Consider the following 20,807-nt stretch of genomic DNA (forward strand, 5'->3'; position numbering starts at 1 on the left):
ACGTCAGTCGCGGTAGTAGTCGCGCAGGAGCGTGTTGATCGCGGCGGCGCGGGCCCGGCGGGTCAGCGTCGAGAGGCGGCGGAGCTGAGCGTCGGCATTCTCCACCTGCTGCGCGGAGGCGCCGAGACCGCCACCGGCGAGCTCGACGATGGCGTCGATCTGTGCGGCGGTGGCGAGCATCCGGTCCACGCGCTGCCGGTCGTGCGGCGGCAGGTCCAGCGAGACGGCCGCCGTCCGCGCGGCGAGTGCGTCGCGAAGGTCGGCGGGACCGCCGACTCGCGGTCCGGCGAGGCCGGCGATCACCGTCGCCGCCTCGCCGACGGCCTCCCGCAGGTCGTATTCCAGTTCGCCCGCGGTCTGGTCGCCGCCGAGCGCCAGGACGTCCACGTCGGGGCCGAGTTCCCGCACGCTCCAGCGGCACCGCTCGGCGGTGCCGCGCGCGGTGAGCGCGAGCGGCGGGCCGTCCGCGCGGTCCAGAATCAGTACGTCCTCGGCCTCCGACGGCAGGCCCTGCGCATCGCCGGGCGCGGGGAACACCACCGCGCTGCGTCGGGCGGCGCCCACGAGCCGGACCAGGTCCAACGCGGTGCCGCCGGTGTCGACGTCGTGCGTCTCGGCGTAGTCGTGGAGCGTGTGCAGGACGTCGTCGGGGGAGGCGAGACCGGCGCGCCAGGCGGCGCTCCACACGGCGAGTGCGGACGCCGGCCAGGCCCGCAGCAGGCCGGTCGTGGGGCTGGGCAGTGATCGTGACATGACCTCTCCACGATACGCGGAGCGTCGTCGCCGCCGAACCCTCCGCGTGGCCTAGCCTGGGGACTCGTGACCAATGATCGCTACGGACGTGACGTTCTGGCGCAGCCGCGCCGCAGCAAGCCGAAGGCTCCCGAGGTGGCCGGCGAACCGGGCCTGGTGGTGGAGGATGCGGCCACCGGTTTCTGCGGCGCCGTGGTCGGCTGGGAGAAGACCTACGCCGCCGACATGGTGCGGCTGGAGGATCGGCGCGGGGCCACCCGCGTCTTCCACGCGTACCCCGCCGCGTTCCTGATCGACGGCAAACCGGTCACGCTGGTCCGTCCGCGCGGGCGCGGCCCGAACGCGCCGCAGACCATTCGGACCGCGTCCGGTTCGCGGGCGCTGCCGAAGCAGCGGGCGCGGACTGCGCGGGCGAGCCGCATCTTCGTCGAAGGCGTGCACGACGCGACGCTGCTCGAACGCGTCTGGGGCGACGATCTGCGCGCCGAAGGCATCGTGGTGATGAGCCTGGACGGTCTGGACAATCTCGACGACGCCCTGGCCGATTTCCAGCCGGCCGCGCACCGTCGGGCCGGCGTCCTGGTGGATCACCTGGTGTCCGGTTCCAAGGAGGAGAAGCTCACCGCCGAGGTGGGCCCGCACGTGCTGGTGTGCGGGCACCCCTACGTGGACGTGTGGCAGGCCGTGAAGCCGGCCGCGGTGAAGATCGACGCGTGGCCGACGATCCCGATGGGCACGGACTGGAAGACCGGTATCTGCGACGAATTGGGTTGGGGCACACCGCAAGACGGGTGGCGTCGAGTGCTGAACGCGGTGTCCAGCTACCGCGAGCTGGAGGTCCCGCTGATCCGCAGCGTCGAGGAACTCCTCGACTTCGTCACCGAGCCCCCGGAGTAGACCGAGCGCAGCGACTCAGCGGCCCAGCAGGTAGCCGATCCCGCCGAGCGCGCAGGCCCACAGCACCGAGGCGAAGGTGCCGAGGATGAACTGTTCGCTCGCATGATGTTCGCGCAGTTGCGGGAAGCGGGCCAGGCCCTTGATCCCGAGGATCACCGCGATGCCGGCCGGCCACGCGAGCAGCAGGCTCACCGTCACGCCGGCGCGCTCCATCAGGCCGATCACGCGGCCGCCGCGCAGCGGTGGGTCGGGGGCCGGATCGTCGAAATTCTCACTGCGCGTGGGGATCCCACCGAACGCGAGGACGGTGCGCACCACGTAGCCGCCGGTCACCGCCGACGCGATCACCGCGATCACCTGGCCGGCGACGGCCGCTGCACCGCTCAGCCCGCCGGCGACCCCGACTGCGATCGCCGCAGCGCCGACGAAGGCCGCCATCGCGACCGCCATGACGAGGTCGTAGCGTCGGACATCGGCATCGCTGCGCCGCTCATCCACGACGAGGCGAGTGCGCAGCGGCACGCCGACGAAGGCGACGACGGTCGCCACCACCAATAGGATCAGCGCGATCATCGGTCCTCCTCACTCAGGGTCAACAGCCGAACCACGAGGCGTTCGGTGTCACGCTGCAGATCCCAGCGCGCGGTGCGCAGTCGCAGCGACACCGCCTGCGGCGTAATCCCCAGCTTCTTCGCGGCGTGCGCTTGGGTCATACCGCCGGCGACCAGTGCCACCGCTTCGCGGCCGGCCTCGGTGCGCTCGGTCAGCAGGTCCACCAGGAGTGCGGCGGCGGTCTGCGCGTGCAGACACCACGGCGACGGGCCCACCACCTGCAGCGGGACGCGCCGGTTCTTGGCCGCTTCGACGGCTTCGCGCGCGGCGATGAACGCGGTGCCGCGGCCGGCGCGCGCCGCTGACGGCAGGGGAGTCTCGACGTCGGCCACTCCGAGGCCAACGCTCCAGAACCCGGAGGCGGCCAATTCCACGGCGACCGCGGCGGCGCGTTCCGGGTCGTCGAAGACTGCCTCCACCTCGTCGCCGGCGGTGCGGTCGAAGCCCCGCACGGCGGGGAGGTCGGCGTACCGGCGCAGCAGGTCGGGTACCCGGTCGACGTCGGTCCGGCTGGATCGCTGATCTGCGGTGAGAACGATCATTCCGCACCCCTCAAGCCCTAGATCTTGATTTCTATCAATCAAGTATCAAAGCTTGAAAATTGGTTGTCAAGGGTTCGGGCTGATCACCGGAGACCCGCACCGCCCCGGGGAGTTCCTGCCGACGAAGGCTACTCGGCGACCGGGAGACGGGCGTCGACGATGAGCCCGATCACGCCCACCGCGAACAGCAGGCCCGAGGCGATCACCATCACCGGATCGGCTTCGCCGGCCAACGCGTCGCCCAGGAAGACGACGGCCGCGGTGCCCGGGATCGTGCCGAGGATGCTCGCCACCGTGTACGGCGCCAGCCGCACCGACGACAGGCCCGCCGCGTAGTTCACCACCGCGAACGGCACCACCGGGATCATCCGCAGCGACCCCACCGCCAGCCAGCCGCGTCGCTCCAAACGCTCCTCGATGGACCGGAACACCGCCCGGTCCAAGTGCCGCTGCACGCGGGCGCGGCCCAGTCGTCGAGCGAGCAGAAAGGCCACGACGGCGGCCGCCGAGGACGCCAGCATGGCACCGGCGAAACCGACGAGCGGCCCGAACAAGAGCCCGGACATCACGGTGAACGGCGACCGCGGCAGCGGCGCGATCGCGCCGAGGAAGTACGCCGCGAAGAAGAGGACCACGAACCACGAACCGACCGAGTCCGACCATTCCCGCACCACCTCGATCGAGGGGAGCGGGACGAAATAGGCGGCCACCAGCACCACGAGAACCGCGGCCAGACCGAGGACCGCCCGCCAGACGTTCCGCCGACCGGTGGGCGAGGCAGCGGGGCCGACCGTCCCGGTCGCGAGGTCGACGGGCTCCTCGACGACTCGGGAACGAAGATGGCGGCGCACACGAAGAGTCTAGGGCCCGCCCCCACGTGTGCGGCCTCACAGGCCGGGGCGGATAGAGGGACAGTCACTATCGGATAATGTGCTCGAAGGCGCACCGCCAGCGAGCACGGAGGACATCGGCAGCTATGACCGCAGCAGGCACACCGCATACGCGGGAGCAACTCGACCAGGACTACCAGCGGTGGTCGACGGCCGCCGCGGCCGTCCTCGCCAAGGGCCGCCGGGTGGATCCGGCCGATCTGCCCGACACCCCGGAAGCTCTGTTGTCGACGCCGACCCGCGACGACGTGACGGTCCGCCCGCTGTACACCCGCAAGGATGAGAACAGCGAACGCGGTCTGCCCGGCAGCTTCCCGTTCGTCCGCGGCGCGGATCCGCAGCGCGACGTCCACCAGGGCTGGCGCGTCACCGAACGCTTCGGCGATCTGCTCGGCCAGAGCGCGGCCGACCTCAACGAAGCCATCCTCGAGGCGGCAGGCAACGGTGCCAGCGGCGTGTGGCTCGCGGCCGCCGGTGACGCGGAACTGGCGACGATCCTGGCCGACATCTACCTCGACCTGCTTCCGGTGACCCTGGACGCCGGCGCCGACGGCATCGCCGCCGCCGAGCAGTTCCTCCGGGTCCTCGCCGACCGCCCGGCACCGCCGCAGGAGGCGCCCGCGATGGCGTCCACCACGCACAGCCTGGGCCTGTCGCCGTACACCGCAGCCTTCTCCGGGCGAGCCACCGTCGCCGTCGAGGCGGCCGTCGCCCTCGCGGTGAACGCCCCCGAGCGCGTGCGCACCTTCCGCGTCGACGGCACCGACTTCGCCCAGTCCGGCGCCACCAACGCCCAGGAGATCGGCCTGCTGGTCGCCGCCGGACTCGCCCACGTCCGCGATCTCGTCGCCGCCGGCCGGACCCCGGTGCAGGCGCTCGGCCAGATCACCTTCGCGGTCTCGGTGGGCGACGACCAGTTCGCCTCCATCGCCAAGCTTCGCGCGCTGCGGCTCATGTGGGCCCGCGTCGCCCAGGTACTCGGCGCCCCCGACGCCGGAGCCGCCCTCACCCACGCCGTCACCGACCTGTCGATGCTCACCCAGCGCGACCCGTGGGTGAACATGCTGCGCACCACCGTCGCCGCCTTCGGCGCCGGTGTCGGCGGCGCCGACCAGGTGACCGTCCTCGGCTACGACGCCGCGCTGCCGCTGTCGGCCCGCTCGTCCAAGGCCTCCTTCTCCGCCCGCATCGCGCGCAACACCCAGCTGCTGCTGCTGGAGGAGTCCAACGTGGGCCGTGTGCTGGATCCGGCCGGCGGCTCCTGGTTCGTCGAGGACCTCACCACCGACCTGGCCGCGGCGGGCTGGAAGGTCTTCACCGACGTCGAGCGTCTCGGCGGCTACACCGAGGCACTCTCCTCGATCCGCACCTGGATCGACGAGGCGCTGGCCGCCCGCGACGCCGCCGTCGCCGACCGCAGCGCCCCGATCACCGGTGTCTCCGAGTTCCCGAATCTAGGTGAAGCGGCCTTCGCTGAAGCCCTCGCCGACACCACCGACGTGCCGACCGCCACCGCGGGCCTGGCCCGCGTCGCGCGCCGCTTCGAGCAGCTGCGCGACCGCGCCGACGCGGCCACCGTGCGCCCGTCCGTCCTGCTGCTGCCGCTGGGCAGCGTCGCCGAGCACAACGGCCGCACCACCTTCGTCGCCAACCTGCTCGCCGCCGGCGGTATCGAGGCCGTCAACCCCGGTCCGGTCACCGCCGACACCGTCGCGCAGGTCGCGACCGGTGCGGGCACCATCGCCGTGCTGTGCGGCACCAAGGCGCGGTACGCGCAGGACGGTCCGGCCGTGCTGGCCGCGGCCCGCGCCGCCGGTATCGACCGCGTGCTGCTGGCCGGTCCGGACAAGGAATGGCCCGACGGCGGCGACGCCCCGGACGGTTCCCTGCGCGTCGGCATCGACGCCGTCGCCACCCTGACCGAGCTGCTGGACACCATCACCGCGCAGGCGGGGGAGTAAAGACCATGAGCGAGAACATGATTCCCGATTTCTCCGACGTCGAACTGGATCTCGACGGCCTCACCGGAACCCCGGACGCCGACGATTCCTCAGCCCTCGTCGACTCCCTCGCCGGGACGCACGGCTACACCGCCGAGCAGACCGTGTGGCATACGCCCGAGCAGATCGACGTGGCGCCGGTGTACACCCGCGCCGACCGCGACGAGACCGCCGCGGCCGACAGCTACCCGCTCGACTCCATCCCCGGTGAGGCGCCGTTCATCCGCGGCCCGTACCCGACGATGTACGTCAACCAGCCGTGGACGGTCCGCCAGTACGCGGGCTTCTCCACCGCCGCCGAGTCCAACGCCTTCTACCGCCGCAACCTCGCGGCCGGTCAGAAGGGCCTGTCGGTGGCCTTCGACCTCGCCACCCACCGCGGTTACGACTCCGACCACCCGCGCGTGGCCGGTGACGTCGGCATGGCCGGTGTCGCGATCGACTCCATCCTGGACATGCGTCAGCTATTCGACGGCATCGATCTCGGCAACGTCTCGGTGTCGATGACCATGAACGGCGCGGTGCTGCCGATCCTGGCGCTGTACGTGGTGGCCGCCGAAGAGCAGGGCGTGCCGCCGGAGAAGCTGGCCGGAACCATTCAGAACGACATTCTGAAGGAGTTCATGGTCCGCAACACCTACATCTATCCGCCGGCCCCGTCCATGCGGATCATCTCCGACATCTTCGCCTACACCAGCGCCAAGATGCCGAAGTTCAACTCCATCTCGATCTCCGGCTACCACATCCAGGAGGCCGGAGCGACGGCCGACCTGGAGCTGGCCTACACCCTGGCCGACGGCGTGGAGTACATCCGTGCCGGTCTGGAGGCTGGGCTGGACATCGACAAGTTCGCGCCGCGCCTGTCGTTCTTCTGGGGCATCGGCATGAACTTCTTCATGGAGGTCGCCAAGCTCCGTGCCGCGCGCCTGCTGTGGAGCGAACTGGTCGAGAAGTTCGAGCCGAAGAGCGCGAAGAGCCTGTCGCTGCGCACCCACTCGCAGACCTCCGGCTGGTCGCTGACCGCGCAGGACGTGTTCAACAACGTGGCCCGCACCTGCGTGGAGGCGATGGCCGCCACCCAGGGCCACACCCAGTCGCTACACACCAACGCGCTCGACGAGGCGATCGCCCTGCCGACCGACTTCTCCGCGCGCATCGCCCGCAACACCCAGCTGCTGCTGCAGCAGGAGTCGGGCACCACCCGCCCGATCGATCCGTGGGCCGGCTCGAACTACGTCGAGTGGCTCACCGCGCAGCTGGCCGACAAGGCCCGCGCCCACATCGCCGAGGTGGAGGCCGCCGGCGGCATGACGCAGGCCATCAACGAGGGCCTGCCGAAGCTCCGCATCGAAGAGGCCGCCGCCCGCACCCAGGCGCGTATCGACTCCGGCCAGCAGCCGCTGGTGGGCGTCAACAAGTACCGCGTCGCCGAGGACGAAGAGATCGAGGTCCTCAAGGTCGAGAACTCGAAGGTGCGCGCCGAGCAGCTGGCCAAGCTGGAGAAGCTGCGTGCCGAGCGCGATCAGTCCGCCGTGGACGCCGCGCTGGCCGATCTGACCCGCGCTGCCGCCGAGCCCGGTGGCAGCGACCTGGACAACAACCTGATGGCGCTGGCCATCGAGGCCGCGCGCCACGGTGCCACCGGCGGCGAGATCTCCGACGCCATGGAGAAAGTCTACGGCCGCCACCAGGCCGAGATCCGCACCATCAGCGGTGTCTACCGCAACGAAGCAGGTGATTCGGTGAGCAACATCGACGAGGCGATGGCCGTCGTCGACGCCTTCGCAGACGCCGAGGGTCGTCGTCCCCGCGTCCTGGTGGCCAAGATGGGCCAGGACGGCCACGACCGCGGCCAGAAGGTCATCGCGACCGCGTTCGCCGACCTCGGGTTCGACGTGGACGTCGGGCCGCTGTTCGCGACCCCGGAAGAGGTGGCGGGCCAGGCCGCGGACAACGACGTGCACGTCGTCGGTGTCTCGTCGCTGGCGGCCGGTCACCTCACGCTGGTGCCCGCTCTGAAGCAGGCGCTGGCCGAGGTGGGTCGCGAGGACATCATGATCGTGGTGGGCGGTGTGATTCCGCCCGGCGACTTCGACGAACTGTACGAGGCCGGCGCCGCGGCGATCTTCCCGCCCGGCACCGTGATCGCCGACTCGGCCGTCGATCTGATCCGCAAGCTCGCCGATCAGCAGGGCCTGGACCTGTCTGTATGAGCAAGGTCGACGTCGACGCCCTCACCGAGGGCGTGCTCGCCGGCAACCGCTCGCTGCTGGCGCGCGCGATCACGCTGGTCGAATCGGTACGCCCCGACCATCGGGCCGCGGCGCAGCAACTGCTGCTGAACCTTACGCCGCACGCGGGCAAGTCGTTCCGCGTCGGCATCACGGGTGTACCCGGCGTGGGCAAGTCGACCACCATCGAGGCGCTCGGCATGCACCTGATCGACCTCGGTCATCGGGTGGCGGTGCTGGCCGTCGACCCGTCGTCGACCCGCACCGGCGGCTCCATCCTGGGCGACAAGACCCGGATGGGGCAGCTGTCGGCGGCGCCGCAGGGCTACGTCCGGCCGTCGCCGTCGTCGGGCACGCTCGGCGGCGTCACCAAGGCCACCCGCGAGACTATCGTGCTGGTGGAGGCCGCGGGTTACGACGTGGTGCTGGTGGAAACCGTCGGCGTGGGCCAGTCCGAGGTGAGTGTGGCCGGCATGGTCGACACCTTCACCTTCTTGACGCTGGCGCGCACCGGTGACTCGTTGCAGGGCATCAAGAAGGGCGTGCTGGAGCTCGCCGAGATCGTCGTGGTGAACAAGGCCGACGGCAAGCACATCAACGAGGCGCGCGGCGCGGCCCGCGAGCTGCGGAACGCCCTCGGGCTGATCTACCCGCACGACGCCCTGTGGACTCCTCCGGTGCTCACCATGAGCGCCCGGGAGAACACCGGCGTCGACGAGTACTGGGCCAAGATCCTGGAGCACCGGGACGTGCTGACCGCGGCCGGCGAGTTCGACAAGCGCCGCGCCCGCCAGCAGGTGGAGTGGACGTGGGCCATGGTGCAGGAGGCGTTCCTGTCCAAGCTGGCCGACGATCCCGCGGTGCAGCAGGTCCGGGCCACCGCCGAGCGCGGTGTGCTCGACGGCAGCCTGACCCCGGCGTTGGCCGCCGAACAGATCGTGGCCGCCGCCGGGCTCTGATCCGCTACCGCACCTGGGCGCGCGACCGGAACCGGCTGAGCACGCCCAGGATCGCGACGGTCACCAGGACCAGCAGCAGGGTGTTGGCGGCCGCGCCGAACAGGTCACCGCGATCGGACTGGGTGAAGATGGTGACCGGCAGGGGCCGCCAGGACGCCGGGTACACCATGATCGTCGCGCCGAGCTCGCCCATGCACAGCGCCACCGATAGTCCGGCGGCCGCGGCGATGGCCGGGGTGAGCAGCGGCAGGGTAGGGTGCGTCGGCCCGAGGCGCCCAGCGAACCGGCGACCTGATCGAGGGCCGGATCCAGGCCCTTGGCCGCGGCCGACACCATCGAGAACGCGAACGACAGCACCAGCAGCGCCTGCACCAGAATCACGATCCACGGGGTGCCGTTGAAGATCAGCGGCGAGCGCGAGAAGGCGATCAGCACGGCCAGACCGATCACCACCGACGGCACCGCGACCGGCACGTGGAAGGCGGGGTCGATCACGGCGCGCAGGCGCGGCCGTGCCGACCGGGCGGCCAACGCCGCCCAGGTGCCGAGCGCCACCGCGACCGCCGACGCCATGAGTGCGGTCTGGATGGACACCAGAATGCTCTGCATGTTCGACGCGGTGAGCGTGCTGGCCATGTGGTCGGTGGTGAGACCGGACGGCAACGCCGAGTTCCAGGTCTGCGCGAACGCGGTGATCGCGGTGACCGCGATCGGGGAGATCACCAGCACGCCGAGGACCAGCGCGAACACCGCCCAGATGAGGCGACGGCCGGTGGAGCTGCGAATCAGCATCGAAGGGCTCCTAGGTGGTGGCGCCGAAGCGGCGCACGATGGTCCGGTAGAGGAGGTAGGCGCTCACCGACAGCACCAGCTGAATGGTGGCCAGCACCGCGGCGGTGGCGAAGTCCGAGGACACCATCGACTTGGTGTAGATCAGCATCGGCAGCGTCATCACGTCCTTCGCGCCGGTGAACAGCACGATGCCGAACTCGTTGAGGGTCAGCAGGAAGGTGAGTGCGGCCGCTGCGGCCAGCGCCGGCCACACCCGCGGGGCGATGACGCGGGCGGCGATCCGCAGCGGCCCTGCCCCCAGCGACGAGGCCACGTCGATGTGCGCGCTGGGGAACGAGGTGAACGCCGCCAGCAGCGGGCGCACCACGAACGGGGTGTAGAACGCGATCTCGGCCAGCACCACGCCCAGCATGGAGCTCATGAACGAGAACCGGTGCCCGGTGGCGCTGGAGACCACGCCCACCGGACCGAACAGCACGCCCAACGCCAACGGGATCAGGAACGACGGCAACGCCACCACCGATTCGATGATGCGCACCACCAGCGACGACCCGCGGAACGGGATGAACGCCAGCACGAAGGCCAGGAAGGTGCCCACCACCACGCAGCCGGCGGTGGAGAGCGCGGCGATCTGCAGGGTCTTGACGAAGGCCTTCTGCACGGCGTCGTCGCCGAGGGCGGCCTGCCAGGTGGCGGTGCCGACGTACGCGCCGGACCGATCGGTGAACGACGACGACACCGCCCAGATCAGCGGGTAGCCGAGGCTCAGGGCCAGGATCAGCAGCGGCCCGGCCACCAGCAGGGTCTTGCGGAGCCGCGGCGCCACCGCGCGCGGGCGCGGCGGCGTGCTCGGCGCGGGCCGGTCCAGGACGGCGGTCATGCGCTCTTCTCCGCGGGCACCACGTGCACGTGCTCGGGTGCGACGTGCGCCCACATCTGCCGACCGGACTCCGGGGCGGCGTCGAGCACCGGCACGTCCACGCCGATGAACTGATCGGTGGCGGCCACCCGGGCCCGCACGTGGCGCACGGCGCCGCGCCACTGGCTGTCGTGCACGAGCACCTGGACGGCGTTGTCGCGCGGCTGCTCGGACAGTTCCCACGCCCACGGGCGCACCGCGAGGGCGACGTGCTTGTCGCCGGCCAGGGCGGTGGCCGAGACGGCGCGCAGGTGCAGCCCGCCGTGCTCGAAGGTGCCGACGCCGCCGGCGACGACCGGCGCGGTGGCCCGGGCGGGCAGGATGTCAGCACCGCCGAGGAAGGTCGCGGCGAACTCGCTGGGCGGCTGGTGGAACAGCCGGTCGGCGGTGTCGATGGCTTCCAGCCGGGAGTTGCGCATGATCGCAATCCGGTCGGCCAGGGCGAGGGCCTCGGCCTGATCGTGGGTCACGTGCACGATCGCAATGCCCGGCAGGTCGCGCCGCAGCTGCTGCAGTTCGATCAACATCTCCTCGCGCAGGCGGGTGTCCAGGGCGGAGAGCGGTTCGTCGAGCAGCAGCAACGACGGGCTCGGTGCCAACGCCCGCGCGATCGCCACGCGCTGCTGCTGGCCGCCGGAGAGCTCGCGCGGCAGCCGGTCGGCGAAGCCGAACATGCCGACCATGCGCAGCACTTCGTCGACCCGCGGCTTGATCTGGGCGCGCGCCACCTTCTGCGCCTTGAGTCCGAAGGACACATTGGCACGCACGCTCATGTGCGGGAACAGCGCGTATTGCTGCATCACGAAGCCGGTGCCGCGGGCGGCCGGGGACAGTCCGGTCACATCGCGGCCGCCGATCTCCACGGTGCCGCCGACGACGTTCTCGAAGCCGGCGATGGCCTTGAGTGCGGTCGATTTGCCCGAGCCGGACGGGCCCAGCAGGGCGAGGGTCTCGCCGCGCCGCACCTCGAAGGAGCAGTCGGCCAGGGCGACGGTGTCGCCGTAGGCCACGCTCACCCCGCGGAGTGCGACGGCGGGGGCGGCGACGTCGACGGCGGCGGTCGACGCCGCGGAAGCCGGGGCGCTCACTGGCCGGTCGCCTGGTTGTAGGCGTCGATCAGCGCGTCGAAGCGGGCGTTGACCGCGGTCCAGTCCGGCTCCCAGATCGTGACCCCGTCGAGGGCCTTGGTGATCGCCGCGGCCTGCGGGCCGGTGGCGTTGACGTCGGCGCGCGGCGACGTGCCGTAGACCTGCTCGGCGAGGGTCTGCTGGACCGGGACCGACATCAGGAAGTCGATCAGCTTGCCGGCGTTGGCCGCGTGCGGTGCGCTGGCCGCCTGACCCATGAAGTAGGGCAGGGCGACGGTGGTGCGGACGCCGTCGGCGCCGGCCGGGAAGAACACCTCGTAGGCGGCCTTGTCCGCGGCGATCGCGGCCAGCGCCATCTGCACGTCGCTGTTGGCCACCGACAGCTCGCCCTTGGCCACCTTGGGTCCGAGCTTGCCGGTCGACGCCGGCGGGCCGACGTTGTTGGCCTGCAGCGCGCCGAGGTAGTCCAGGCCCTGCTGCTCACCCATCACGTGCTGCAGGAGCAGCAGCATGGCGGTGCCGTCGCCGGCCTGCCCGGGGGTGGAGTACTGGAGTTTCTGGGCGAACCGCGGATCGAGCAGGTCGTTCCAGGTCTGCGGGGCCGGTGCCACACCGGTGCCGCGGATCATCGCGAAGTAGTTGTTGGCCAGGGCCACGTAGTTGGCATCGGTGCTGCCGTCGGCGTCCTTGGTGGGCGCCAGCAGCTTCTGGTCGTCGGCGCGCTGGATGAACGGCGGCAGGGTGATCAGCACGTCCATCTGCGGATTGGAGCGTTCCTTCTCCGCCCGGGAGAGGACCTCACCGGAGCCGCCTTCGACGTAGTTGACGGTGATGCCGGTCTGCTCGGTGAACGCCTCGAACTGGGTCTCGTACCAGGTGCCGAGGCCGTCGGCGCTGTAGACGGTCACCGAGTTCGGGTCCGAGGCGCCCGATCCGGTGCCGCCGCAGGCGGTCACGGCGGCGAGAGACAGGGCGGTCGCCATAGCGACCGCTCCGCGCAGGAATGTCTTCATGAGGTTTCGCTTTCGTCTGGGAGGGAGAGTCTGGGGGAGGAGAAGGAGAGAAGGTGCGGGATCAGGCGGGGACGGCGGCGACGGTGCGGGCGGCCAGTTCCAGGCCGACCGTCATACCGACACCGGTGGTGACCGAGCAGGCGGTGACGCCGGGTGCCAGCTCGGCCACCAGGTAGGGCCCGTCCGGGCGGGCGGCGTAGATGCCCTGCCAGCGCTGGCGGATGGCCAGCCGACGACCGAGCACCGTTTCGACCTCCCGGTGCAGCAGGTCGAAGACCGCTTCGTCGAGGAAGGGGTCGAGGGAATCGTCGAGCAGGTGCGAGTCGCCGATCAGCAGACCACCGTCGGGGCGCTGGGTGAACATGATGTTGGTGTCGGCGGCGATGAGGTCCGGGCGCTCGGCGGACAGGCGCTCGCGCAGCACCGCCGCCGCGGCGGTGTCGGCGAACGCGCCGTAGCGCAGCAGCGAGGTGGCGGTCAGGACTGCGGGGGCGACGCGGAAGCCGGGATCCTCGGTGAGCATCATCGACAGCCCGCAGCGCTGCACGCCGGCGTCGGCGGCCACCGTCGGGGCCACCCGGTCCAGGTCGTGGCCCACGCAGACGAACACCCGGCGGGCCCGGATCTCGCCGCGGGAGGTGCGCACGCGCACTCCGTCGCCCACGGGTTCGGCGCCGAGATAGGCGGTGTTCCATCGGATCTCGGCACCGTCCTGCGCGTCGACCCAGGCGGCCAGGCGGGGGACCGTGGTGCGCGGATCCACCCGCAGGTCGTCGCCGAGGTCGGCGCCGCCCACGATGTCGTCGGCCCCGGCGCCACCGAGGCGGTCGACGACCTGCGCCGGGGTCAGCAACCGGACGCTGTCGCGGCTGCCGGCCAGCTCGGTCAGCACCTCGAGTTCGTCGGTGCGACGGGCCACGGCCAGGCCTGCGCCCTCGCGCCGGGCTTCGATACCGGCGGCGTCGGCCACCGACAGCCAGCGCTGCCGAGCGCCCAGAGCCAGGTCGCGAAGTTCACCGGACTGCACGGTGGCGCCGACGTGGCCGAAGTTGCGGACCGAGGCGCCCACGATCCGGTGTTCACGCTCGAGCACGATCACCCGCTGGCCCTGCTCCAGTGCGGCGAGGGCGTGGCCGAGGCCGAGCACTCCGGCGCCGACGACGAGGACATCACATTCGTTGTTCACGACTGGAACCATGCGGCCCCGAGGGCGGCTCGGCAACTCGAGGAGCAGCTTGTTCAGACAAGTTCAACAATCGTTCATCCAGGTCCATGCTGTACTTCTGCTGTTCACTTGATGATCACGCACAAGTTCACTCCACTTGTATGCTCAAGTGTGTGACTTCCCCTCTCCACCAGCGTCTCGCCGAGGAACTGCGGCAACGCATCGCGTCCGGCGCCTGGCCGGCCGGGTCCAGCGCCCCCAGCGAAGCCGAGCTGTGCCGCGAGTTCAGCGCGTCCCGCGGCACGGTCCGGCAGGCCTTGGCCGCGCTGCGCGCCGAAGGCCTCCTCGTCGGCGGCCGGGGCAAGGCGCCGACCGTCCGCGGCGGCGCCGCCCATCCGTCGAGTGAGCTCGGTTCGTTCACCGCGTGGGCACGGGCCCAGGGTCGCGAACCGGGGCAGCACACGCTGTTGCAGTCGCGGCACCGCGCGGATGCGCAGACCGCCGAAGAACTGCACATCGCCGAGGGTGATCCGGTGCTGTCCCTGGTGCGGCTGCGGACGCTCGACGGCACGCCAGCCCTGTTGGAGCGCTCGACGTTCATCTGGGACGTCGGCCGTCTCCTGATGGAGTTCGACCCCGATGCCGGGTCGCTCAACCGCTTCCTGCTGGCCGCCGGCGTGGACCTCGACAGCGCCCGCCATCGCGTCGACGCCGTGGCCGCCGACGCCGAGGACGCCGCACAGCTCGCTGTGTCGGTCGGCTCCCCGCTGCTGCGGGCCTGCCGGATCACCTCCGATTCCACCGGCCGCATCCTCGAGTCGGCCGACGACCGCTACGTACCCGGCCACTGCGTCATCACCATCGACAACCGGCTCACCGCCGCCGGTGGCGGCCGCTCCCTCCTCCGGCTCGCCTGAACCAACCACCCGCACAGAAACGGATCTTCTCTCATGCCCGACCCCACGGCCTTCGACCTCGTCGCCTTCGACATCGCCGGCACCACCGTGAACGACGGCGGCGCCGTGTACGACGCCCTTCGCATCTGCGTCGAGGAGCTCGGCGCCACCGTCGCTCCCGCCGACCTGCAGCACTGGATGGGCACCGACAAGGTGACCGCCATCGATAACCTGGCCCGACTCGGCGGCATCGAGGCCGACCACGACACCGTGCTCGCCGCCTTCGACCGCTTCCGCGCGATCTTGGCCGAGACCTACGCCGCGCATCCGCCGCAGGCGATCGACGGCGCCGCCGCAACCTTCGCCGCACTGCGCGCCCGGGGCGTGAAGGTGGCGCTGACCACCGGTTTCGACCGCGCCGTCGCCGAGCCGCTCCTGGCCTCGCTGGGCTGAGGTGCCGAGCAGCTCGACGCAGTGGTCACCACCGACGACGTGCCCGCGGGCCGTCCGGCGCCGTGCATGATCTTCCGCGCGATGGAGCGGTGCCGCGTGCAGGACGTGTCCCGGGTGATCGCCGTCGGCGACACCGCCGTCGACGTGCAGGCCGGGCGCAACGCCGGGGCCACCGCGGTCGGCGTGCTGACCGGCCAGACCGGACGCGCGCTGTTGGCGGCGGCCGGCCCGGACCACATCCTCGACTCGGTCGCCGACATCCCCGCACTCGTGGTGTCTGCTCCCGTCGCGGTTCGTGCCTAGTATCGGGGCGATCACCGCTACCGCCGAACACTGACGTGCGGCCACGGTAATGTGGCCTCATGCCAGAACAGCATCTCGGCCCCGTGGGCTACCTGATCCTCGAGTTTCCCGGCGGCCAGATCGGCGCGGGTGGTTTCGCCGCCCTCGTCGAGCGCGTCGATCGCGGTTCGCTCTATCTCATCGACCTGGAGTTCTTCCGCAAGAACGCCGACGGCACGCTGTCGACGGTGGTCCCGCACGACCTCGGTTCGATCGACGGTCTGGACCTCGCCGAGTTCGACGGCGCGGTGACCGGCCTGCTCGACGAGGACGACATCGCCACCGTGAGCGGTGCCGTCACCAGTGGATCGCTCGCGTGCGTCGTGATCTACGAAGAGCTCGGGATGCGCAGTGTGCTGGAGGCGTTCGCCGCCGACGGTGCCGCCGTCATCGCCGAGGGCCCGGTCGCGATCGACGACCTCGAAGCCGCGCTCGATTCTCTCGACGCCTGACCTGCCCGGCCCCACTTTCCGCACACTTTCTGCAAGGAGTCATCCATGAGCTTGTTCAAGACAGCCGCCCGCGCCGGAGTCGCCAGCGCCGTGCACGGCCGCGTCCAGCGCCGCCAGCAGCAGCGGTGGGCCGCCCAGGGCGCCGCTACTCCGCAGTACGTCGCCCCGGCGCCCCCTGCAGCTCCCGCGACCTCGGCGTCCACCGCCATCGACGATCAGGTGGAGCAGCTGACCAAGCTCGCGCAGCTGCGCGACGCGGGGATTCTGACCGAAGAGGAATTCTCTGCCAAGAAGGCTCAGGTCTTGGGCCTGTAGCGGGAAGAGGACACGAGGCTCGCGGCATGAGCAACGTCGAGGTCGGCCCCGTCGAGACCGAATGCACCGGAGCACCGGAGTCCGGCCTCGAGGTGATCCCGGCGCGCAGGGTGCCGCTCGGCGGTCCGCGCGCCATGCTGGTGCAACGCACGCTGCCCACCAAGGACCGCTCGATGGTCGGCGCGTGGTGCTTCGCCGACCATTACGGGCCCGATCGCGTCGACGATTCCGGGGGCATGCGGGTGCTGCCGCATCCGCATACCGGACTGGCGACGGTCAGCTGGCTCTTCGAGGGCGAGATCGAGCACACCGACAGCAATGGCGTGCATGCCATGGTGCGTCCGGGGGAGTTGAACCTGATGTCGGCCGGTTACGGCATCAGCCATTCGGAGATCTCTACGCCGGAGACCGACGTGCTGCACGGCGTGCAGTTATGGCTCGCACTGCCCGACGCAGATCGCAACGGGCAGAAGGACTTTCAGTTCCATGCGCCCGAGTCGGTGCCGCTGCCCGGCGACGTCGGGAGCGTGCGCGTATTCATCGGCACGCTGGTCGGATCGTCGTCGCCGGTGTCCACGTCCACCCCGATGCTGGGTGCCGAGATCATCCTCGATGCCGGCGCAGAGGTGACCGTCGAGGTGGATCCGAGCTTCGAGCACGGTGCGCTGCTCGACACCGACACCCTGCGGTTCGACGGCGTGGAGTTGGAGCGGTCGGCGATGGGCTACGCCGGACCCGGGCGCAGCACGCTCACCCTGGCCAATCCCGGCGCCACGCAGGCCCGGATCATCCTGCTCGGCGGCGTGCCGTTCGACGAGGACCTCATCATGTGGTGGAACTTCGTCGGCCGCACCCACGAGGAGATCGTCGAATACCGGGAGCAGTGGGAGGAGCACGCCGAGCGCTTCGGCACCGTCGCCGGCTGGACCGCCGACGAGCGGATCCCGGCGCCGCCGCTGCCGAACAGCCGCCTGCGTCCCCGCCGCCGCGCCCGGTAGACGAGCTCAGTCGGCGAGGACGAAATCGTCCCAGCCGGTCGACAGATAGTTCAGGAACTCCGGCCCGACCGACTCGTCGCGCAAGCGCTGAGCCGGGAAGGGCTGGGGTTCGGACTCGAAACCGAGGTCGGCGGTGGCCCGCCGGGCGAAGTCGTGGTGGATGATCGCGCCGGTGCCGATCACCGCGAAGTCGGCTCCGCGCTCGAGGATCTCGGCGGCCTGCGCCGCGGACAGGATCTTGCCTGCGGCGCCGAGCCGCACGTGCCCGCGCGGAAGGTCGGTGAAGTAGTCCAACAGTCCCGTGCCCTGGTGCTCGCCCTCGTAGGGCTCCTTGAACGCATCCCAGAGCGAGAGGTCGAGGTAGTCGATCTGGCCGTCGGCCAGCACCTCGGCAGCCAGCGCCCGCCCCTCCACTAGCGGCACGCCGTAGCGTTCCGGCGACAAGCGCAGCCCCAGTTGGAAGTTCGGGCCGGTGGCCGCACGCACGGCGGCCACCGTCTCGTGGATCACGCGGAACCGGTTCTCGGTGCTCCCGCCGTAGCGGTCGGTGCGCTGATTGCTGCGGACGTCGAGGAACTGGGAGAGCAGGTAGCCGTGGGCGCCGTGGATCTCCACGCCGTCGAAACCGGCCTGCTCGGCGAGTGCGGCGGAGGCCGCGAAGTCGGCGACCACCTGCTCCACCCCCTCGGTGGTGAGCGCCGTCGCGCCCTTGCCTGCGTCGTCCCACGGCGCGACGAGCGCCGAGTCGAGGGCACCGTCACTGCGGCGCCCGCCGTGCTGCAGCTGAATCGAGCTGACCGCCCCGGTGGCGCGGATGCCGTCGGCCAGGCGCCGCAGTCCGGGCAGGTGCTTCGGTCCGGCCACACCGAGCTGACCGGGGAAGGTGTGGCCGTCGTCGCGGATGTACGCCGCGCAGGTCATCACCAGGCCGAAGCCGCCGTCGCCGCGGCGCACCAACCAGTCGTACTCGTCGTTCGACAGCACGCCGTCGTCGCCGCTCTGCAGATTGGTCAGCGGCGCCAACACCATCCGATTCCGCCACTGGGGTCCGCGCGCCAACGACAGCGCGCTGCCGAGGCTCATTCCTGCGTGTCCTTGCCGCCCAGGTTGTTCAGCATCTCGGCGACGTCGATGCCGGTGGTGCCGCGAATCAGTTCGAGGCTGCTGGCCACACCGGTGCCCGCGCTGCGCGAGAGGGGATCCACGCCGTCGCCGACCAGGGTGATCGACGCGTCGCGCATCGGCTCGGCTGCCGCGGCCACGATGGCCGGCAGCTTGCCGAGGACCAGTTCGAGCTGACCTACCGAGTCGAGTTTGCCGAGGGCCTCGGCGCGCTTCTCGAGGGCCTGCGCCTCGGCGTCACCGGTGATCCGGATGCCTTCGGCGCGCGCGGCGGCCTCGGCGACGATCTCGGCCTTGCGAGCCTCGGCGCGCTGCTGCGCGGCGTACAGCTCGGCCTCAGCCGGGCGACGCACCTCGGCGTCGAGCTCGGTGTCGCGCAGACGTGCGGTCTGCTCGGCCACTTCGTTGTCCTTCTCCACCTGGATGCGGCGACGCTCGGCCTCGACCAGCGGGCGCACGGCGTCGGCTTCGGCGGCGGCGCGGTCGGTGGCCTGACGGGCCTGCTCGCGCTCGATGTCGAGCTCACGCTGCTGCTCGATGATGGCCTGCTCGTTGGCGATACGGCTCTGCTCGGCGACGCGGTGCGCTTCGGCGCGCGACTGCGCGGCGATGGCGGCCTGATCCGACCGCTCCTTGGCCGCGAGGTCGCTGAAGTACTGACCGTCGGAGTCCTGGACGTCGTTGATCGAGAAGCTGTCCAGCAGCAGACCCTGGTTGCCCAGGATCTCCTTGATGGACTGCGCCACCTGATCCACCAGCGCCTGGCGATCGACGAGGATGCTCTTGGCGGTCATGGTGCCGACGATGGAGCGCAGCTCACCGGAAAGCTGTTCGGTGACAAGGGCTTTGACGCGGTTGAGGTCGTCGCCGAAACGCGGACCGGCCTTGAGGATGGCTTCCGGCGTATCGCCGACCTTCACCACGGCCACGCCGCGGACCTTGAGCTCGATGCCGTCGTTGGCGGGCGTCGAGGTGTCCAGGTCGGCCTTGATCGACGACAGTTGGACCCGGGTGGCGCGCTGCACCACGGGCAGGACGAAGGTTCCAGTACCGCGGTAGACCTTGCCCTGGTGGCCCTTGCCGGTACCGGTGACGATGAACGCCTCCTCCGCACCGGGCACGCGGTAGCGGGACAGCAGGAGCAGCACGATCAGCACCAGCAGAACGACAACGACGACAATGGCGATCAGTATCGAAGACATGGGTGAAGCGGTTCCTTAATCGAGGTCGGAAAAGGGAAGTTGTTCGACGAGGTAGGCATCGCGGTCGTCGAGCTTGGCGACGACGCGGACGCGCTCGTTGTGGGTGAAGTCCCGGTCGGCGGTGACGGTGATCTGCTGGTCGCCGAGCGTGGTGGAGACCTCGGCGGTGCCGAAGCGGCCCGCGCCGACGGGGTCGACGATGCGAGCCGAGCTGCCGATCACGTCGATCTCCGGCAGTTCTTGGCCCGAGCGCCACAGCCAGCGCGCGGTGACGCCGGCCGCGAGGGCGAGGGCCAGGCCGGCGAGAGCACCGGAGATCAGTGCACCGGCGGCATTGGCGTCGGCGAAGACGATCAGCCCGCCGGCGAGCAGGCCGAAGCCGGTGACGAACGGCATGAGAATGGAGGTGCAGCCGACTCCGGAATCGCCCAGGTCGACGTCGAAGCTGCCGATTTCGGCACCGACCAGCGACAGCAGAGTCAGGACAAGACCGACTCCGCCGATGATCAACAGAATGATGCCGAGCACAACTCTCCCCGTTTGAGTCTGGTCACGTAAACCCAGTCTGTCACAAGCGGTGACGGGCCTCCTCGACCGCTCCGCGGGTGGTGCAGCCCTCGGCGTGATCGTTGATCAGGCCCATCGCCTGCATGAACGCGAACGCCGTCGTCGGTCCGACGAACTTCCATCCTCGCTTCTTCAGATCCTTGGCCATCGCGATCGACGACGGCGAGGTGGTCATGGTCGCCGGCGCGACGATCTCGCCCGCCGGCGGCGCCCACGTCCAGAAGTACGCGGCGAGGCTGCCGGCGTCGTCCATCAGCTCCAGTGCACGGGCCGCATTGTTGACCACCGCTTCGATCTTCCCGCGGTGCCGGATGATCCGGGCATCGGTCAGGAGTCGCTCCACGTCGTCGTCGGTGAACAGGGCGACGCGGACGGGGTCGAAGCCCTCGAAGACCTCCCGGAACGCGGGCCGTTTGGTGAGGATGGTGCGCCAACTCAGACCGGACTGGAAGCCCTCCAGGCTGACCTTTTCGAAGAGACGGTGGTCGTCGTGCACGGGGAAGCCCCACTCGGTGTCGTGATAGCCGAGCATCAGCGGCCCGTCGGCGGCCCAGCCGCAGCGCGGTTGTCCGTCCGGGGCGACATAGAGGTCCATGCAC

20 protein-coding genes and 2 pseudogenes are annotated in these 20,807 nt (G+C 70.6%); 9 read left to right on the forward strand and 13 right to left on the reverse strand.

Going from position 1 to position 20,807, the window contains the following annotated elements; genetic code table 11:
* Positions 1 to 3 precede the first annotated feature (3 nt).
* Positions 4 to 753, reverse strand: coding sequence for an Rv1486c family protein (locus MUG78_RS14510; protein ID WP_246995945.1), 750 nt, complete (start codon positions 751 to 753; stop codon positions 4 to 6).
* 66 nt (positions 754 to 819) lie between these two features.
* On the opposite strand from MUG78_RS14510, the gene MUG78_RS14515 reads away from it, so the two are divergent.
* Positions 820 to 1,650 carry a DUF3097 domain-containing protein gene (locus tag MUG78_RS14515; RefSeq protein WP_246995946.1) on the forward strand — a complete coding sequence of 277 codons (831 nt, stop codon included), beginning with the start codon at positions 820 to 822 and terminating at the stop codon, positions 1,648 to 1,650.
* A gap of 15 nt (positions 1,651 to 1,665) precedes the next feature.
* On the opposite strand, the gene MUG78_RS14520 is transcribed toward MUG78_RS14515, so the two are convergent.
* The 3 genes from MUG78_RS14520 to MUG78_RS14530 all read right to left on the reverse strand — a co-directional run bounded on the left by MUG78_RS14520 (position 1,666) and on the right by MUG78_RS14530 (position 3,655).
* Positions 1,666 to 2,223 carry a hypothetical protein gene (locus MUG78_RS14520; protein WP_246995948.1) on the reverse strand — a complete coding sequence of 186 codons (558 nt, stop codon included), beginning with the start codon at positions 2,221 to 2,223 and terminating at the stop codon, positions 1,666 to 1,668.
* The gene (locus MUG78_RS14525) at positions 2,220 to 2,804 is read right to left on the reverse strand and encodes a hypothetical protein (protein ID WP_246995950.1); all 585 of its coding nucleotides are present in this window, start codon (positions 2,802 to 2,804) and stop codon (positions 2,220 to 2,222) included. Before MUG78_RS14525 ends, MUG78_RS14520 begins: the two co-directional genes overlap by 4 nt.
* A 128-nt stretch (positions 2,805 to 2,932) precedes the next feature.
* The gene (locus MUG78_RS14530) at positions 2,933 to 3,655 is read right to left on the reverse strand and encodes a TVP38/TMEM64 family protein (RefSeq protein ID WP_246995952.1); all 723 of its coding nucleotides are present in this window, start codon (positions 3,653 to 3,655) and stop codon (positions 2,933 to 2,935) included.
* A 125-nt stretch (positions 3,656 to 3,780) separates the two neighbouring features.
* Between MUG78_RS14530 and MUG78_RS14535 the strand changes: the two genes are divergently transcribed.
* The 3 genes from MUG78_RS14535 to meaB are packed head-to-tail and all read left to right on the forward strand — an operon-like array spanning position 3,781 to position 8,884.
* A complete protein-coding gene (locus MUG78_RS14535; RefSeq protein WP_246995954.1) occupies positions 3,781 to 5,655 on the forward strand; it encodes a methylmalonyl-CoA mutase family protein in 1,875 nt (624 codons plus the stop codon).
* Positions 5,656 to 5,660: 5 nt separating this feature from the next.
* Positions 5,661 to 7,907, forward strand: a complete 2,247-nt coding sequence (gene scpA, locus MUG78_RS14540; protein ID WP_246995956.1) for a methylmalonyl-CoA mutase — start codon at positions 5,661 to 5,663, stop codon at positions 7,905 to 7,907.
* Positions 7,904 to 8,884, forward strand: a complete 981-nt coding sequence (meaB, locus tag MUG78_RS14545) for a methylmalonyl Co-A mutase-associated GTPase MeaB (protein WP_246995959.1) — start codon at positions 7,904 to 7,906, stop codon at positions 8,882 to 8,884. Before scpA ends, meaB begins: the two co-directional genes overlap by 4 nt.
* A 4-nt stretch (positions 8,885 to 8,888) precedes the next feature.
* Here the strand turns inward: meaB and MUG78_RS14550 are convergent.
* From MUG78_RS14550 to MUG78_RS14570, 5 genes and pseudogenes are all read right to left on the reverse strand, one after another.
* Positions 8,889 to 9,676 (reverse strand): annotated as a pseudogene (locus MUG78_RS14550) (ABC transporter permease).
* A gap of 10 nt (positions 9,677 to 9,686) precedes the next feature.
* Complete coding sequence (locus MUG78_RS14555; RefSeq protein ID WP_246995961.1) at positions 9,687 to 10,556, reverse strand: 2-aminoethylphosphonate ABC transporter permease subunit; 870 nt, start codon at positions 10,554 to 10,556, stop codon at positions 9,687 to 9,689.
* Positions 10,553 to 11,683 carry an ABC transporter ATP-binding protein gene (locus MUG78_RS14560; protein ID WP_246995963.1) on the reverse strand — a complete coding sequence of 377 codons (1,131 nt, stop codon included), beginning with the start codon at positions 11,681 to 11,683 and terminating at the stop codon, positions 10,553 to 10,555. Before MUG78_RS14560 ends, MUG78_RS14555 begins: the two co-directional genes overlap by 4 nt.
* Positions 11,680 to 12,696 (reverse strand): 2-aminoethylphosphonate ABC transporter substrate-binding protein, encoded by a 1,017-nt coding sequence (locus tag MUG78_RS14565; RefSeq protein WP_372493249.1) that lies wholly within the window; start codon positions 12,694 to 12,696, stop codon positions 11,680 to 11,682. The genes MUG78_RS14560 and MUG78_RS14565 overlap by 4 nt, the downstream gene beginning before the upstream one ends.
* Positions 12,697 to 12,757: 61 nt before the next feature.
* Positions 12,758 to 13,882, reverse strand: a complete 1,125-nt coding sequence (locus MUG78_RS14570; protein ID WP_246995968.1) for a TIGR03364 family FAD-dependent oxidoreductase — start codon at positions 13,880 to 13,882, stop codon at positions 12,758 to 12,760.
* Positions 13,883 to 14,034: 152 nt separating this feature from the next.
* Here MUG78_RS14570 and MUG78_RS14575 point away from each other — a divergent pair, with 152 nt between their 5' ends.
* The 5 genes and pseudogenes from MUG78_RS14575 to MUG78_RS14600 all read left to right on the forward strand — a co-directional run bounded on the left by MUG78_RS14575 (position 14,035) and on the right by MUG78_RS14600 (position 17,317).
* Positions 14,035 to 14,778: a GntR family transcriptional regulator gene (locus MUG78_RS14575; protein WP_246995970.1), complete on the forward strand. Its 744-nt coding sequence runs from the start codon at positions 14,035 to 14,037 to the stop codon at positions 14,776 to 14,778.
* Between the two features lie 33 nt (positions 14,779 to 14,811).
* Positions 14,812 to 15,513: pseudogene (locus MUG78_RS18460) on the forward strand (phosphonatase-like hydrolase).
* A gap of 59 nt (positions 15,514 to 15,572) precedes the next feature.
* Positions 15,573 to 16,004: a DUF6325 family protein gene (locus MUG78_RS14590; protein ID WP_246995976.1), complete on the forward strand. Its 432-nt coding sequence runs from the start codon at positions 15,573 to 15,575 to the stop codon at positions 16,002 to 16,004.
* Between the two features lie 45 nt (positions 16,005 to 16,049).
* Positions 16,050 to 16,319, forward strand: coding sequence for an SHOCT domain-containing protein (locus MUG78_RS14595; RefSeq protein ID WP_246995978.1), 270 nt, complete (start codon positions 16,050 to 16,052; stop codon positions 16,317 to 16,319).
* A gap of 26 nt (positions 16,320 to 16,345) precedes the next feature.
* Complete coding sequence (locus MUG78_RS14600; RefSeq protein ID WP_246995980.1) at positions 16,346 to 17,317, forward strand: pirin family protein; 972 nt, start codon at positions 16,346 to 16,348, stop codon at positions 17,315 to 17,317.
* 6 nt (positions 17,318 to 17,323) lie between these two features.
* Here MUG78_RS14600 and MUG78_RS14605 read toward each other — a convergent pair whose 3' ends face one another.
* The 4 genes from MUG78_RS14605 to MUG78_RS14620 are packed head-to-tail and all read right to left on the reverse strand — an operon-like array spanning position 17,324 to position 20,803.
* Positions 17,324 to 18,400 carry an NADH:flavin oxidoreductase gene (locus tag MUG78_RS14605; protein WP_246995982.1) on the reverse strand — a complete coding sequence of 359 codons (1,077 nt, stop codon included), beginning with the start codon at positions 18,398 to 18,400 and terminating at the stop codon, positions 17,324 to 17,326.
* Positions 18,397 to 19,641 (reverse strand): flotillin family protein, encoded by a 1,245-nt coding sequence (locus MUG78_RS14610; RefSeq protein ID WP_246995984.1) that lies wholly within the window; start codon positions 19,639 to 19,641, stop codon positions 18,397 to 18,399. Before MUG78_RS14610 ends, MUG78_RS14605 begins: the two co-directional genes overlap by 4 nt.
* Positions 19,642 to 19,656: 15 nt before the next feature.
* Entirely contained in the window at positions 19,657 to 20,169 is a 513-nt protein-coding gene (locus MUG78_RS14615; protein WP_246995986.1) for a hypothetical protein, read from the reverse strand.
* Between the two features lie 40 nt (positions 20,170 to 20,209).
* Positions 20,210 to 20,803, reverse strand: a complete 594-nt coding sequence (locus MUG78_RS14620) for a DNA-3-methyladenine glycosylase I (protein ID WP_246995987.1) — start codon at positions 20,801 to 20,803, stop codon at positions 20,210 to 20,212.
* Between the last annotated feature and the right edge of the window lie 4 nt (positions 20,804 to 20,807).

The organism is Gordonia alkaliphila, from assembly GCF_023017165.1.
Lineage (GTDB): Bacteria > Actinomycetota > Actinomycetes > Mycobacteriales > Mycobacteriaceae > Gordonia > Gordonia alkaliphila.